11 protein-coding genes are annotated in these 16,434 nt (G+C 59.4%); 8 read left to right on the forward strand and 3 right to left on the reverse strand.

Annotated elements, in window-relative coordinates:
• Positions 1-128: 128 nt before the first annotated feature.
• The 6 genes from araB to rluA all read left to right on the forward strand — a co-directional run bounded on the left by araB (position 129) and on the right by rluA (position 10,402).
• On the forward strand, positions 129-1,838 hold the full coding sequence (araB, locus tag ABLU87_RS05600; RefSeq protein WP_122117122.1) for a ribulokinase: 1,710 nt from the start codon (positions 129-131) through the stop codon (positions 1,836-1,838).
• Between the two features lie 10 nt (positions 1,839-1,848).
• Positions 1,849-3,351 (forward strand): L-arabinose isomerase, encoded by a 1,503-nt coding sequence (gene araA, locus ABLU87_RS05605; protein WP_004098541.1) that lies wholly within the window; start codon positions 1,849-1,851, stop codon positions 3,349-3,351.
• A 73-nt stretch (positions 3,352-3,424) separates the two neighbouring features.
• On the forward strand, positions 3,425-4,120 hold the full coding sequence (araD, locus tag ABLU87_RS05610; RefSeq protein ID WP_014227900.1) for an L-ribulose-5-phosphate 4-epimerase: 696 nt from the start codon (positions 3,425-3,427) through the stop codon (positions 4,118-4,120).
• Between the two features lie 158 nt (positions 4,121-4,278).
• On the forward strand, positions 4,279-6,636 hold the full coding sequence (gene polB / locus ABLU87_RS05615) for a DNA polymerase II (RefSeq protein WP_116280271.1): 2,358 nt from the start codon (positions 4,279-4,281) through the stop codon (positions 6,634-6,636).
• 187 nt (positions 6,637-6,823) lie between these two features.
• Entirely contained in the window at positions 6,824-9,730 is a 2,907-nt protein-coding gene (gene rapA / locus ABLU87_RS05620) for an RNA polymerase-associated protein RapA (RefSeq protein WP_025106476.1), read from the forward strand.
• A 12-nt stretch (positions 9,731-9,742) separates the two neighbouring features.
• Entirely contained in the window at positions 9,743-10,402 is a 660-nt protein-coding gene (gene rluA, locus ABLU87_RS05625; RefSeq protein WP_014837390.1) for a bifunctional tRNA pseudouridine(32) synthase/23S rRNA pseudouridine(746) synthase RluA, read from the forward strand.
• Between the two features lie 81 nt (positions 10,403-10,483).
• Here rluA and citX read toward each other — a convergent pair whose 3' ends face one another.
• Entirely contained in the window at positions 10,484-11,023 is a 540-nt protein-coding gene (gene citX, locus ABLU87_RS05630; RefSeq protein ID WP_004098536.1) for a citrate lyase holo-[acyl-carrier protein] synthase, read from the reverse strand.
• 168 nt (positions 11,024-11,191) lie between these two features.
• The gene (locus tag ABLU87_RS05635; RefSeq protein WP_122117123.1) at positions 11,192-12,547 is read right to left on the reverse strand and encodes a 2-hydroxycarboxylate transporter family protein; all 1,356 of its coding nucleotides are present in this window, start codon (positions 12,545-12,547) and stop codon (positions 11,192-11,194) included.
• A gap of 515 nt (positions 12,548-13,062) precedes the next feature.
• On the opposite strand from ABLU87_RS05635, the gene ABLU87_RS05640 reads away from it, so the two are divergent.
• Together ABLU87_RS05640 and ABLU87_RS05645 are read left to right on the forward strand one after the other, a co-directional pair.
• Positions 13,063-14,688 (forward strand): sensor histidine kinase, encoded by a 1,626-nt coding sequence (locus ABLU87_RS05640; protein ID WP_049080572.1) that lies wholly within the window; start codon positions 13,063-13,065, stop codon positions 14,686-14,688.
• Positions 14,678-15,376, forward strand: a complete 699-nt coding sequence (locus tag ABLU87_RS05645) for a response regulator (protein ID WP_049084487.1) — start codon at positions 14,678-14,680, stop codon at positions 15,374-15,376. Before ABLU87_RS05640 ends, ABLU87_RS05645 begins: the two co-directional genes overlap by 11 nt.
• A 30-nt stretch (positions 15,377-15,406) precedes the next feature.
• Here the strand turns inward: ABLU87_RS05645 and djlA are convergent, their stop codons facing one another.
• Complete coding sequence (djlA, locus tag ABLU87_RS05650; RefSeq protein ID WP_014837387.1) at positions 15,407-16,234, reverse strand: co-chaperone DjlA; 828 nt, start codon at positions 16,232-16,234, stop codon at positions 15,407-15,409.
• Between the last annotated feature and the right edge of the window lie 200 nt (positions 16,235-16,434).

The raw sequence follows: 16,434 nt of genomic DNA on the forward strand, positions 1-16,434 counted from the left end.
TTTGCACGGCGTCACACTTTGCGACGTCACAGCAATATAGTCCATAAGATTAGCGAATACGGCCTGACGGTTTTCAGCCCAGATATCTACTGTTTCACCATGAATGATTTTTAGCATGGAGTAACAGTATGGCAATTGCGATTGGCCTCGATTTTGGCAGTGATTCAGTACGCGCCCTGGCGGTAGAGTGCGCGACCGGCGAAGAGCTCGCCGCAAGCGTCGAGTGGTATCCGCGCTGGCAGGAGGGGCTATTTTGCGATGGTCCGAACAACCAGTTCCGCCATCATCCACGCGACTATATCGAATCAATGGAAGCCGCGCTGAAAAGCGTCCTCACATCCCTTAGCGCCGAACAGCGCGCTGCCGTGGTGGGTATCGGCGTTGACAGCACCGGCTCCACCCCCGCGCCCATCGACGCCGACGGCAACGTGCTGGCGCTGCGCGACGAATTCGCCAGCAACCCCAACGCCATGTTCGTGCTGTGGAAGGACCATACCGCGGTGGAGGAGGCGGAGGCGATTACCCGCCTGTGCCACCAGCCGGGCAAAGAGGATTACTCCCGCTATATCGGCGGTATCTACTCCAGCGAATGGTTCTGGGCCAAGATCCTCCACGTGACCCGCCAGGACAGCGCCGTCGCCGAGGCCGCCGCGTCGTGGATTGAGCTGTGCGACTGGGTGCCGGCCCTGCTTTCCGGGACCACCCGCCCGCAGGATATTCGTCGCGGCCGCTGCAGCGCCGGGCACAAATCCCTGTGGCATGAAAGCTGGGGCGGACTGCCGCCTGCCGGTTTCTTCGATGAACTCGACCCGATAATCAACCAGAGCCTGGCCTACCCGATGTTCAGCGATACCTGGACTGCGGATGTCCCGGTCGGCACGCTCACCGCCGAATGGGCCGCGCGCCTGGGCCTGCCGCAAACCGTCGCCATCTCCGGCGGCGCATTCGACTGCCATATGGGCGCCGTCGGCGCCGGTGCGCAGCCAAACGCGCTGGTCAAAGTTATCGGCACCTCCACCTGCGACATTCTGATCGCCGATAAACAGAGCGTTGGCGAGCGCACGGTGAAAGGGATTTGCGGCCAGGTCGACGGCAGCGTCGTGCCTGACTTTATCGGTATGGAAGCGGGGCAATCCGCTTTTGGCGACATCTACGCCTGGTTTGGCCGCATTCTCGGCTGGCCGCTGGAGCAGCTGGCGCAGGCCCACCCGGAACTCAAAGAGCAGATCAAAGCCAGCCAGAAACAGCTGCTGCCCGCGCTGACCGACGCATGGGCAAAAAATCCGTCTCTTGACCACCTGCCGGTGGTGCTGGACTGGTTTAACGGCCGCCGTACACCGAATGCCAACCAGCGTCTGAAAGGGGTCATTACCGATCTGAACCTCGCCACCGACGCCCCGGCGCTGTTCGGCGGACTGATTGCCGCCACCGCTTTTGGCGCCCGCGCCATTATGGAGTGCTTCACCGAACAGGGGATCCCGGTCAATAACGTGATGGCGCTCGGCGGCATCGCGCGCAAAAACCCGGTGATCATGCAGGCCTGCTGCGATGTGCTGAATCGCCCGCTGCAAATCGTCGCGTCCGATCAGTGCTGCGCCCTGGGCGCGGCTATCTTCGCCGCCGTTGCCGCCGGCGTATACCGCGATATCCCTGCCGCACAGGAAAACATGGCCAGCCAGGTGGAAAGTACCCTGCAGCCTCGTCCGGCGCAGGCGCAACGCTTCGAACAACTCTATCAGCGCTACCAGCAGTGGTCGCTCAGCGCGGAACAACGTTATCTCCCTTCGACTGCAAAAGCGGAATCCGCGCCGCAATCTCAGGCAGCCCTCACCCATTAAGGACATGAAAATGACGATTTTTAATAACTATGAAGTGTGGTTCGTTATCGGTAGCCAGCATCTGTACGGCCCTGAAGCGCTACGTCAGGTGACAAAGCACGCAGAACATGTGGTGAACAGCCTGAATGCGGAAGCCAAACTGCCGTGCAAACTGGTGCTTAAGCCGCTGGGTACCACGCCGGATGAGATCACCCATATCTGCCGCGACGCAAACTACGATGATAAGTGCGCCGGGATGGTGGTGTGGCTGCATACCTTCTCGCCGGCGAAAATGTGGATCAATGGCCTTACGATCCTGAATAAACCGCTGATGCAGTTCCATACCCAGTTCAACGCGGCCCTGCCGTGGGACAGCATCGATATGGACTTTATGAACCTGAACCAGACCGCCCACGGCGGCCGCGAATTTGGCTTCATCGGCGCCCGCATGCGTCAGCAGCACAGCGTGGTGACCGGCCACTGGCAGGATAAAGAAGCCCATCAGCGCATCGGCGCGTGGATGCGCCAGGCGGTCTCTAAACAGGATACCCGCCACCTGAAAGTGTGCCGTTTCGGCGATAACATGCGCGAAGTGGCGGTCACCGACGGGGATAAAGTCGCCGCGCAGATTAAGTTTGGCTTCTCGGTTAACACCTGGGCGGTGGGCGATCTGGTGCAGGTCGTCAATGCGGTCACCGACGGTGAAATCAGCGCCCTGGTGGATGAGTACGAAAGCAGCTATCGCCTGACCCCCGCGGTGCAAATCCACGGCGATAAGCGGCAGAACCTTCTCGATGCCGCGCGCATTGAGCTGGGGATGAAGCGCTTCCTGGAACAGGGCGGCTTCCACGCGTTCACCACCACCTTTGAAGATTTACACGGCCTGAAACAGCTTCCGGGTCTCGCCGTGCAGCGTCTGATGCAGCAGGGCTACGGCTTTGCGGGCGAGGGCGACTGGAAAACCGCCGCTCTGCTTCGCATCATGAAGGTGATGGCAACCGGTCTGCAGGGCGGCACCTCCTTTATGGAGGATTACACCTACCACTTCGAGAAAGGCAACGATCTGGCGCTGGGCTCGCATATGCTGGAAGTCTGCCCGACCATCGCCACCCCTGAAAAACCGATTCTCGACGTGCAGCCGCTGGGCATCGGCGGGAAAGCCGATCCGGCGCGCATCATCTTTAACACCCAGACCGGCCCGGCGATCGTCGCCAGCCTGATCGATCTCGGCGATCGCTATCGTCTGCTGGTGAACACCATTGAGACGGTGAAAACGCCGCACGAACTGCCGAAGCTGCCGGTGGCCAACGCCTTGTGGAAAGCGCATCCGGATCTGCGCACCGCGTCCGAAGCCTGGATCATCGCTGGCGGCGCGCACCACACCGTCTTCAGCCATGCGCTCACCCTCGACGATATGCGCCAGTTTGCTGAGCTGCAGGATATCGAGCTGACCGTGATTGATAACGAAACCCGTCTGCCCTCCTTCAAGGACGCGCTGCGCTGGAACGAAGTGTATTACGGTTCAAAACGCTAAGGGGCCGTCCCCTCACCCTCTCCCTTGGGGTGTGGGTGAGGGGAACTGACTCGCCAGCAATTCGGAGCACAGTATGTTAGAAGATCTCAAACGCCAGGTTCTCGAAGCCAACCTGGCCCTGCCAAAGCACAATCTGGTTACCCTCACCTGGGGCAACGTCAGCGCCGTCGACCGTGAACGGGGCGTGCTGGTGATTAAACCCTCCGGCGTCGACTACAGCGTCATGACCGCCGAGGATATGGTGGTGGTCAGCCTGGAGACCGGCGACGTGGTGGAAGGCAAGAAAAAGCCCTCGTCGGATACGCCAACCCACCGTCTGCTGTATCAGGCATTCCCGACGCTGGGCGGCATTGTTCATACCCATTCGCGTCACGCCACCATCTGGGCGCAGGCCGGACAGTCGATTCCCGCTACCGGCACCACCCACGCCGACTATTTCTACGGCGCGGTCCCCTGTACCCGTTTGATGACCGACGATGAGATCAACGGCGAGTACGAATGGCAAACCGGCGAAGTGATCGTTGAAACCTTCCGTGAAAAAGGCATCGATCCGGCGCAAATGCCCGGCGTGCTGGTGCACTCGCACGGCCCGTTTGCCTGGGGGAAAAACGCCGAAGACGCGGTGCATAACGCTATCGTGCTGGAAGAGATCGCCTATATGGGCATCTTCTGCCGCCAGCTGGCGCCGCAGCTGCCGGAGATGCAGCAGACGCTGCTGGATAAACACTATCTGCGCAAACACGGCGCGAAAGCCTATTACGGGCAGTAACGCCACAGCATTCCCGGCTCGCGCTGCGCTTAGCCGGGCTACAGGCTGGTAGCCCGGAATAAGTCCGGGAAACAGCGCGCCACACCTGTATAAAACCCCAGCATCATTCGGTGAACCAGGCTATAATCAGGCCTGGTTTTTACTGATGAGAGCACGGCGTGACGCAGCCACGAGCAGGTTTTTTACTCACCCGTCACTGGCGGGATACCCCGCAGGGCACCGAACTGACATTCTGGCTGGCGACCGATGACGGCCCGCTTGAAGTCACCCTGCCGCCGCAGGAATCCGTCGCGTTCATTCCCGAATCGCAGCGCCCGCAGGCTGAACGCCTGCTGCTGGGCGAAAACGGCCATCGCCTTGCTGCGCTCACTCTGCAAGATTTTCATCGCCAGCGGGTCTTTGGTCTCTACTGCCGCGCTCACCGCCAGCTGATGCGGCTGGAAAAAAAGCTGCGCGAAAACGGCGTCACGGTATATGAAGGCGACGTTCGCCCGCCGGAGCGCTATCTGATGGAGCGCTTTATCACCGCCCCGGTGTGGGTTGAAGGCGAGGCGCGCGGCCAGCGGCTGGTCAACGCGCGGATGAAGCCCAATCCCCACTACCGGCCGCCCTTGAAATGGGTGTCGCTGGACATCGAAACCAGCCGCCACGGCGAGCTCTACTGCATCGGCCTTGAAGGCTGCGGCCAGCGGGTCGTCTATATGTTAGGGCCGGAACCGGCCACCCTGCCTGCCGTCGATTTCGAACTGGAGTACGTCGCCAGCCGCCCGCTGCTGCTGGAAAAGCTTAACGCCTGGTTTGCCGCCCACGACCCGGACGTGCTGATCGGCTGGAACGTGGTGCAGTTTGATTTACGCGTCCTGCAAAAGCACGCCGAGCGCTATCGCATCCCGCTGCTGCTCGGCCGCGGCAACAGCGAACTGGAGTGGCGCGAACACGGTTTTAAGAATGGCGTCTTCTTTGCTCAGGCCAACGGCCGCCTGATTATCGATGGCATCGAGGCGCTGAAATCCGCGTTCTGGAACTTCTCCTCTTTTGCGCTGGAGTCGGTCGCCCGCGAGCTGCTCGGCGAGGGCAAAGCCATTGATAATCCCTGGGATCGGATGGATGAAATCGATCGCCGCTTTCACCTGGATAAACCGGCGCTGGCCACCTATAACCTGCAGGACTGCGAGCTGGTCACGCGCATCTTCCACAAAACCGAGATCATGCCGTTTTTGCTGGAGCGCGCGACGGTCAACGGCCTGCCTGCGGATCGCCACGGCGGTTCGGTCGCCGCCTTCAGCCATCTCTATTTCCCGCGCATGCACCGGCTCGGCTACGTCGCGCCGAACCTCGGTGAAGTGCCGCCGCAGGCCAGCCCCGGCGGCTACGTGATGGACTCCCGCCCCGGCCTCTACGACTCGGTGCTGGTGCTGGACTACAAAAGCCTGTACCCGTCGATTATCCGCACCTTTCTGATCGACCCGGTGGGACTTGTGGAAGGTCTGGCGCAGCCCGATGACGCTCACAGCACCGAAGGCTTTCTCGGCGCGCGCTTCTCGCGAGAAAAACACTGCCTGCCGGGGATCGTCGGGCAAATCTGGCACGGGCGCGACGAGGCCAAGCAGCATAAAAACAAACCGCTGTCGCAGGCGCTGAAAATCATTATGAACGCCTTCTACGGCGTGCTCGGTACCAGCGCCTGCCGCTTTTTCGATCCGCGTCTGGCCTCATCCATCACCATGCGCGGCCACGCGATTATGCGCCAGACCAAAGCGCTGATTGAATCCCAGGGCTATGACGTTATCTACGGCGATACCGACTCCACCTTCGTGTGGCTCAAACGGTCCCACAGCGAAGAGGAAGCCAGCAGCATCGGCCGCTCGCTGGTGGCCTTTGTCAACGAATGGTGGGCGGCGGAGCTGAGCAAAGAGGGGCTTGTCAGCACCCTCGAGCTGGAGTTCGAAACCCACTTCTGCCGCTTTCTCATGCCCACCATTCGCGGCGCGGATACCGGCAGTAAAAAGCGCTACGCCGGGATGATTCAGGAAGGCAGCGAGCAGCGCATGGTGTTTAAAGGGCTGGAGACGGTACGCACCGACTGGACGCCGCTGGCCCAGCAGTTTCAGCAGGAGCTTTATCTGCGCATTTTCCGCCATCAGCCCTATCGCGATTACGTGCGCGAAACCATTGATAAGCTGATGAACGGCGAGCTTGACGATCGGCTGGTCTACCGCAAGCGCCTGCGCCGTCCGCTGGCGGAGTATCAGCGCAACGTGCCGCCGCACGTGCGCGCGGCCAGGCTCGCTGATGAGCAAAACGTCAGGCTGGGCAGGCCGCAGCAGTATCAGCAGCGCGGCAGCATTAAATACGTCTGGACCACCGGCGGGCCGGAGCCGGTGGATTATCAGCAATCACCGCTGGATTATGAACACTATCTTTCTAAGCAATTAGAGCCTGTCGCCGAAGGAATACTTCCCTTTGTCGACGACGATTTTGCTACAATAGTGACGGGGCAGCTGGGGCTATTTTGATTTTTTCTCACTCATTCCGCTGGCGCAAAAGCCGCAAAATGAAGGGTGAGGAGGACGTGACGAACGTTCCGCCATCCAGTAATATAGCGCCCTTTCCATTCCTGGACCCAATTTTGACGTATCTCCGATTCTCCATGGAGATGCTCAACTATTGCCTGCAATCAAAGAACTAAAGAGCCGAACATATATGCCTTTTACACTTGGTCAACGCTGGATTAGCGACACAGAGAGCGAACTGGGATTAGGGACGGTCGTTGCGCTGGACGCGCGCATGGTGACCCTGCTTTTCCCCGCCATCGGCGAAAACCGTCTGTACGCACGCAACGACTCCCCAATCACCCGCGTGATGTTTAACCCGGGCGATACCATCACCAGCCACGAAGGCTGGCAACTCCAGGTTGACGAAGTTAATGAAGAGAACGGTCTGCTGGCCTACACCGGCACCCGCCTCGATACCCAGGAAGCCAACGTTACCCTGCGTGAAGTGCTCCTCGACAGCAAGCTGGTCTTCAGCAAACCGCAGGACCGTCTGTTCGCCGGACAGATCGACCGTATGGATCGTTTCGCCCTGCGCTATCGCGCGCGTAAATTCCAGAGCGAACAGTACCGCATGCCGTGGAGCGGCCTGCGCGGCCAGCGCACCAGCCTGATCCCGCATCAGCTGAATATCGCCCACGACGTTGGCCGCCGCCACGCGCCGCGCGTCCTGCTGGCGGATGAAGTAGGTTTAGGTAAAACCATTGAAGCCGGGATGATCCTGCATCAGCAGCTGCTCTCCGGCGCCGCGGAACGCGTCCTGATCGTCGTCCCGGAAACCCTGCAGCACCAGTGGCTGGTGGAAATGCTGCGCCGCTTTAACCTGCGCTTCTCGCTGTTTGACGATGAGCGTTATGCCGAAGCGCAGCACGACGCGATTAACCCGTTCGAAACCGAACAGCTGGTGATCTGTTCGCTGGATTTCGTGCGCCGCAGCAAGCAGCGCCTGGAACACCTGTGCGAAGCCGAATGGGATCTGATGGTCGTTGATGAAGCGCACCACCTGGTCTGGAGCGAAGACGCCCCGAGCCGGGAATATCAGGCGATTGAACAGCTGGCCGAATGCGTGCCGGGCATTCTGCTGCTCACCGCGACGCCGGAGCAGCTGGGAATGGAGAGCCACTTCGCCCGCCTGCGCCTGCTCGACCCCAACCGTTTCCACGACTTCGCCCAGTTTGTTGAAGAGCAGCAGAACTACCGTCCGGTTGCCGACGCGGTCGCCCTGCTGCTGGCCGGTAATAAGCTGAGCGACGCCGATCTGAACGCGCTGAGCGATCTGATCGGCGAACAGGATATTGAACCATTATTGCAGGCCGCCAACAGCGATCGCGATGATGCCCAGGCCGCTCGTCAGGAGCTGGTGTCGATGCTGATGGACCGCCACGGCACCAGCCGCGTGCTGTTCCGCAACACCCGTAACGGTGTCAAAGGTTTCCCGAAACGCGAGCTGCATACGATTCGTCTGCCGCTGCCGACCCAGTACCAGACGGCCATTAAAGTTTCCGGCATTATGGGCGCCCGCAAAACCGCCGAAGAGCGCGCCCGCGACATGCTCTATCCGGAGCAGATTTATCAGGAATTTGAAGGCGATACCGGCACCTGGTGGAACTTCGATCCGCGCGTTGAATGGCTGATGGGCCATCTCACCAGCCACCGCTCGCAGAAAGTACTGGTCATCTGCGCCAAAGCGGCCACCGCGCTGCAGCTGGAGCAGGTCCTGCGCGAGCGCGAAGGCATTCGCGCCGCGGTGTTCCACGAAGGGATGTCGATTATCGAACGCGACCGCGCCGCCGCCTGGTTCGCCGAGGAAGATACCGGCGCTCAGGTGCTGCTGTGTTCTGAGATCGGCTCTGAAGGCCGCAACTTCCAGTTCGCCAGCAATCTGGTGATGTTCGACCTGCCGTTCAACCCGGATCTGCTGGAGCAGCGTATCGGCCGTCTTGACCGTATCGGCCAGGCTCACGATATTCAGATCCACGTTCCCTATCTGGAAAGAACCGCTCAGTCGGTGCTGGTGCGCTGGTATCACGAAGGCCTGGACGCGTTCGAGCACACCTGCCCGACCGGCCGTACCGTCTACGACAGCGTGCATAACGAACTGATCAACTATCTTGCCACCCCGGAAAATACCGACGGCTTTGACGACCTGATCAAAGCCTGCCGCCAGCAGCATGAAGCGCTGAAAGCGCAGCTGGAACAGGGCCGCGACCGTCTGCTGGAGATCCACTCCAACGGCGGAGAAAAAGCCCAGCAGCTTGCGGAAAGCATTGAAGAACAGGATGACGACACCAGCCTGATCGCCTTCTCCATGAACCTGTTTGATATCGTCGGCATCAACCAGGACGATCGCGGTGAGAATCTGATTGTCCTGACCCCCTCCGACCATATGCTGGTCCCGGATTTCCCGGGCCTGCCGGAAGATGGCTGCACCATTACCTTTGAGCGTGACGTCGCCCTGTCCCGCGAAGACGCGCAGTTCATCACCTGGGAGCATCCGTTGATTATCAACGGTCTGGATCTGATCCTCTCCGGCGATACCGGCAGCAGCACCATTTCGCTGCTGAAGAATAAAGCGCTGCCGGTAGGTACTCTGCTGCTGGAGCTGATTTACGTCGTTGAAGCACAGGCGCCGAAGCATCTGCAGCTCAACCGCTTCCTGCCGCCGACGCCGGTGCGCATGCTGCTCGACAAAAACGGCAACAACCTCGCCGGTCAGGTGGAGTTCGAAAGCTTCAACCGTCAGCTGAGCGCGGTTAACCGCCACACCGGCAGCAAGCTGGTCAACGCCGTCCAGCAGGACGTCCACGCGATTTTACAGCAGGGCGAAGGCCAGGTAGCCAAAGCGGCCCAGGCGCTGATCGACGCCGCGCGTAAAGAAGCCGACGATAAACTGACGGCCGAGCTGTCGCGCCTTGAAGCGCTGCGCGCCGTGAACCCGAACATCCGCGATGATGAACTGGCGGCTATCGAGAGCAACCGTCAGCAGGTTATGGACGCGCTGGCGCAGGCGGGCTGGCGCCTGGATGCGCTGCGCTTAATCGTGGTCACCCACCAGTAACGGAACGCGAATATGGCGATGGAAAACTACAATCCGCCGCAGGATCCCTGGCTGGTTATCCTCTACCAGGATGAGCACATTATGGTGGTCAACAAGCCAAGCGGCCTGTTGTCCGTGCCGGGCCGGCTTGCCGAGCACAAAGACAGCGTGATGGCGCGCGTTCAGCGCGACTTCCCGCAGGCCGAGTCGGTGCACCGGCTGGATATGGCGACCAGCGGCGTGATTGTGGTGGCCCTGACCAAAGCGGCAGAGCGCGAGCTGAAGCGGCAGTTCCGCGAACGGGAGCCGAAAAAGCAGTACGTCGCCCGCGTCTGGGGGCATCCGGAGAAAACCGAGGGTCTGGTGGATTTACCGCTGATTTGCGACTGGCCGAACCGGCCAAAGCAGAAGGTGTGTTACGAAACCGGCAAAGCGGCACAAACCGAGTATGAAGTGCTGGAGTTGGCGGTGGACAACACCGCCCGCGTGCGCCTGAAGCCGATTACCGGGCGTTCGCATCAGCTGCGCGTGCATATGCTGGCGCTGGGCCATCCGATTCTTGGCGACCGCTTTTATGCGTCGCCGGAAGCGCTGGCCATGGCGCCTCGTCTGCTGCTGCACGCCGAAACGCTGACCATCACCCACCCCGCTTTCGGTAATACGATGACGTTTCGCGCGCCGATCGACTTCTGACCGTACCTCTCTGTCCCGGGTCGTGCCGCCAGCGGCTCACCCGGGCTACTCCTCGCTCATCAATGCCGCGGAAAACGGGCGTCAGTCGCGGGCAAACCACGCATCAATCATCTGCTCAACGCGGGCCACAACCTGCCCGGTGTCATGACGGCGGCTGCGCGCGCAGGCGTGCGCGGGCTCGTCGCACAGCAGGCAGCGGCGCTGGTTCTCCCCCATTGACTGACGGCCAACCAGGCCATTTTTCGGGCAAATGACGTCAATATCCCACAGGCGGCCCAGCGGATGGGTATGCTCAAGATCGGTACAGAAGGCTTTGATTTCACTGGCGGCGTGATCGACGCACCACAGCGCTTCCGGCCCGGTCGGCAGCCACAGCACCTGGCGATCCAGCGTCTGCCAGCGGTGTTTCCACAGCATCTGATCGCAGGCCTGCAGCGCCACCCCCATCATATTACGGTAGCGAATGCTGTCTTTCACCGCGCCCGGCGTCACCAGGGTCAGCGAAATCACCGGCCGCTGATAATGGGCTAACCAGTCGGCCTGGCGCGCGGCGCGCTGCTCTTTCGCCGCCAGCAGCGCTTCCATGCTTACGCCCTCACGGGCGAGAGTATCCACTGACATTTGTTTCTCTCCTCACTTAATAAAAGGCAGCGGACAGGCTGCCGTCGCAGTCGCGAATAATGGCGCTGATTGTATCGCTAAACGATCCCTGTTTTGGAGACGGGGCGCAGATATTTTCTGCGCCATTTAGCACGAAAAAGCAGACTTAGCGGTTATAAAAAAGTTAAATCAGGCCAGAAAGTGACTGAGGAACAGCAGACCCAGCGAAACATTAATCGCGCCGCCGATCCGGGTTGCGATCTGCGCGAACGGCATCAGGTTCATGCGGTTGCCGGAGGTCAGAATCGCCACGTCGCCGGTACCGCCCTGACCGCTCTGGCAGCAGGAGACAATCGCCACGTCAATCGGGTACATGCCAATCTTTTTGCCGACCAGGAAACCGGTCGCCACCAGCGCCGTTACGGTGCTGATAATCACCAGCAAATTGGTCACGGTAAAGGCGTTGACCAGCTCCTGCCACGGAGTGATCGCCACGCCGACGGCAAACAGAATCGGATAGGTGACCGCCGTACGGAAGAACTTATACACCATCTGCGACCCCTCCTGCAGGCGCGGAGAGACGCCGTTCACCAGCTTCAGCAGCACCGCGAGGAACAGCATGCCCACCGGCGCGGGCAGGCCGATGGTCTTCTGCCCCAGCATACCCAGCATATAGAGCAGCACCGCCAGCAGCGCGCCGGAGGCCAGCGTTGTCACGTCCATTTTGCCCTCGACGGGCGTTTCGCGATGCGTCTCGTTGCGGCGGTTCGGCATCAGCTGCCCCTCCCCGGTCAAATGCGGGAAACGCTTGCCCAGCTGGTTCAAACAGCCGGAGATAACGATCGCCGTCAGGCTGCCCAGCATCACCATCGGCAGCACGCGCCCAAGCGCCACGCCCTGATCCATATGCATCAGCGCGGCGTAGCCAATCGACAGCGGGATCGCCCCCTCGCCTACGCCACCGGCCATGATCGGCAGGACGATAAAGAAAAACACCTGAAACGGCTCCAGCCCCAGCGCGGTACCGACGCCGACGCCGACCAACATGCCGACGATTTCGCCGCACAGCATCGGGAAGAAAATCCGCAGAAAGCCCTGAATCAGCGTGGTGCGGTTCATGCTCATAATGCTGCCGACGATAATGCAGCAGATATAAAGATAAAGAATGTTGGTCGACTTATAGAATTTAGTGGTCGATTCCACCACCACCTCCGGCAGCAGGCCGTAATGCACCAGCGCAGAAGGGATGAAGGTCGCGCAGATGGCCGCCGCGCCGAGCTTGCCGAGTACCGGCAGCCGTTTACCGAATTCACCGCAGGCAAAACCGAAAAAGGCCAGCGTCGCTACCATCACGACGATATCGCTCGGCAGCTTGCCGCCCAGGCAGTCCAGCGCGATCAGGCCGCCGGCCAGCAAAAAGAGCGGCAGCGGGATAATACCGACTTTCCAGTTATCGAGGATATGCCACCAGCGCTGCTTAAGCGCGGGTTTCGGCGTATTAATAGGGTCGATGGTTGCAGAGAATGCATTGTCTGTGGTGCTCATAATTAAGCCCTCTGGTTATTATTACTTTTCAGGTTAGAGGACCACGCGCGGAGTTAATGTGAGGATCGGCAGATTAAAAAAGAAGTTTTAATGGTCACTATGGTTTTTATGGTTTCTATACCCTAAATAATCCGAGTTGCAGGACAAAGACGCCTGGCGTTTTTGAACAGCGCTTGCGCTGGCCCCGAAGGGGCGAGGCCGCAGGCCGAGTAACGCGGCAAGTGAGTGAATCCCCAGGAGCTTACTCCGGTAAGTGACTGGGGTGAACGAACGCGGCCAACGCACATGCAACTTGAAGTATGACGGGTATATTATTATTGTGAAACCGCTCTGATTTATTGCCGTGGTTTTTAAGGTTTTTAAATCCAGCGCCTGATTAACCTTGATAAATTCCCCGCCAGCGGATAATTCTGGTTCCCGGACGCTCTTGTGACGTTCACCGGTTTCCCTCAGCCACGATGCCGGCAGCGAAAAAATGATACGCTGCCGTATCCCTGATACTGTGCATTATATTTATGAAGGTTTCATTTCAGTTTAAGCTGTTCATTTCGCTGGTCGCTTTTTTCTCAGTGCTGTTTGCGCTGCTGGGCGTGTATTACTATTTCGACGCCAGCCATCAGCTTTATCAGGAAATGAGCGCCCGCGCGAAAATACAGGCAGAAGAAATCGCGCTGATGCCGGATTTACGTCAGCAGGTGGCGCGTGAAGACGCGCTGGCGATAAAGTCCTTTATGCAAAATATCGCCGCCCACAGCGACGCCAGTTTTATCGTCATTGGCGATAAGCGGGGCGTGCATCTGTTTCACTCTGTCCATCCGGAGTGGGTCGGCACGCGGCTGGTTGGCGGCGATAACCAGCCGGTACTTGAGGGGAAAAGCACGACCACCATCCGCAAAGGGGGACTCGGTATTTCCCTGCGCAGCAAAGCGCCCATTTTCGATGACGCGGGTCGGGTCGTTGGCATTGTCTCCGTCGGCTACCTCACCAGCTATCTCGACAGCATCACGCTGGCAAAAGTCATCAATATCTTCATCGCCGCGGTGCTGCTGCTTATCGCGCTGTTTATCTTCTCCTGGTACTTCACCCGCAGCATTAAGAAACAAATTTTCTCGCTGGAGCCGCGCGAAATCGGCCTGCTGGTGCGTCAGCAAAAAGCGATGATGGAGTCGATATACGAAGGGGTGATTGTGATTGACCATCACCGGCGTATTGAAGTGATAAACCACGCCGCCCGCAGCCTGCTCGGACTGAGCCAGCCCGCGCACCAGCTGCGCGGTAAGTCTATCGATAGCGTCATTACGCCGCAGCCGTTTTTCGCCGGCGGAGAGATGTTCGAAAGCGATACCCACGACGAGCTGTGCCGTTTTAATCAGCTGACGGTACTCGCCAGCCGGGTGCGAATCATGCTGGAGAATGCGCTACAGGGCTGGGTGATCACCTTCCGCGACCGCGATGAAATCAACTCCCTGAGCGCCCAGCTCAGCCAGGTAAAACGCTACGTTGATAATCTGCGCATCATGCGCCATGAACAGCTCAACCGGATGACGACCCTCTCCGGCCTGCTGCATATGGGCCACTATGACGAGGCGATTCGCTATATTCAGGCGCAGTCGGAGCATGCCCAGGAGCTGCTGGACTTTATTTCATCGCACTTTAATTCGCCGACGCTGTGCGGCCTGCTGCTGGGTAAAGCCGCCCGCGCGCGGGAAAAAGGGGTTGAGCTGAGCTTTGACCCGGCCTGCCGCATCGACCGCCCGCTGCCGTCGTTGATGGAGTCCGAGCTTATCTCTATCATCGGTAATCTGCTGGATAACGCCATTGAAGCCACCCAGCGCGCTGAACTGCCGCACGAACCGGTCGAGATCCTGATTCAGCTCAACGCCCGGGAATTAATGATTGAAGTCGCCGATCGCGGCGTTGGTATTCGTCCGGAGATCCGCGAGCATATATTTGAGCGCGGCGTCACCACCAAAACCCGCGGCGATCACGGTATTGGACTGTATCTTATTGAGCGCTATGTCACCCAGGCTGGCGGCACGATTGAAGTGGCCGACAACGCGCCGCGCGGGGCGATTTTCACGCTGTTTATTCCCGCCAGCGGGCCAGCCCATCCGCAAGAAGAGACGCACTATGCATCATGACCTGGTCGATGTCCTGATCGTTGAAGATGAAAGCGAACTGGCGCGGCTGCACGCCGAGCTTATCCAGAAACACCCGCGCATGCGGCTGACCGGCACGGCGGCCTCTCTCGCCCAGGCGCGGCAGATACTCAACGCCAGACCGCCGCAGCTGGTGCTGCTGGATAACTACCTGCCGGACGGCAAAGGGGTCACCCTGATGAACGACCCTATTATGGCCCATGCTAACTGCTCGGTGATCTTTATCACCGCCGCCAGCGATATGGAAACCTGTAGCCAGGCAATCCGCAACGGCGCCTTCGACTACATTCTTAAGCCGGTATCATGGAAGCGCCTGAGCCAGTCCCTTGAACGGTTCGTGCAGTTCTACGATCAGCAGCGCGAATGGAAAATCGTCGACCAGCAGAACGTGGATTCGCTGTATCAGCTGCAGGCTAAAAACTACCGAGCCGATAGCGGCAGTAAAGGCATTGAAGAAAAAACGCTGGCGCTGGTGCAGAGCCTGTTTACCGGCGAAGAAGAGCGCTGCTTTTCGGTTGATGACGTGGTGAGCGAGGCTGGCTTGAGCAAAACCACGGCCCGTCGCTATCTGGAGCACTGCGTGGAAATCGGCTTTCTGGAGGTGGAAATGCTGTACGGCAAGATTGGCCATCCGCGGCGTATGTACCGCCGCGCCGTCGGCGCATCGTGACGCCTCTCCCGCCCGGGAGAGGCCGGTCGTTTAGAAGCCGCGCTGCTCTTTAATCAGCTCCCAGGCTTTCTGGATCTCCTGCGCTTTCTGCTTAGCCATCTCCATCATTTCCGGCGGTAGCCCTTTCGCCACCAGCTTATCCGGATGGTGCTCGCTCATCAGCTTACGATAGGCGCGCTTGACGGTGGCGGCATCGTCGGTCGCTTTGACGCCCAGCACATTGCAGGCATCTTCAAGGGTTGGCCCGCGCTGCGCCTGCTGCCAGCCGGCGTTGCCGCCGCGCTGGCCGTAAGATTGCTGCTGCGAACCGCCGCCAAACTGCGCCCCGCCCTGCATCATGCGCAGGAACTGTTCGAACTGAGCGCGGGAGATGCCCAGCTCGTCGGCAATCACAAACAGCACGTCACGTTCGTTGGGATGCAGTTCGCCGTCGGCGAAAGCCGCCTGCAGCTGAATTTCCAGAAACATCCGAATTAAATCAAAACGCCCAAAGCAGACGCTGCGCAGCTGGCGCATTTTCTCCCGCAGCGGGTAATCATCTGATTTCCCTACGCGAAACGCGTGCTGAGCCGCGGTACGCGCTTCGCCGTGCAGGTTCATGCGATCCATCAGCAAATTGGCGACCTGAATATCGGCTTCGGTAACGCGCCCTTTCGATTTGGTCAGATGCCCCATCACTTCAAACGTCGTCGAGAAAAACAGCGACTGGCGCTCCTGCTGATTGGCAAAGACGTTCAGCCGGCGGCTGCGCGCGCGGTCAAACATATGCCCGATTAAGAAGCCCAGCACCACGCCCCAAAAGCCGCCGCCCATCATCAACGCAACCGCAACGCCAATTATTTTACCCAAATACTGCATAGACTCCCCAATCTCTCTGCCGCCAGTTAAGCTATATCTGACCGCACGTTACAAAGCGTTTACGCCTCGGTCAATTGTGGGACATAGCCTATAATTTGCTTTATCATACTCGTCATTCTACACGGTGCCTAACGCTCGGGCTCGAAACGGGCAGGATTAACACTAGCGCGATTTAGACGAGTACGTTAGGCTCTGACCGT

The sequence above is a fragment of the Klebsiella sp. CB_Kp196 genome, from assembly GCF_040061575.1.
Taxonomy (GTDB): Bacteria; Pseudomonadota; Gammaproteobacteria; order Enterobacterales; family Enterobacteriaceae; genus Klebsiella; species Klebsiella michiganensis.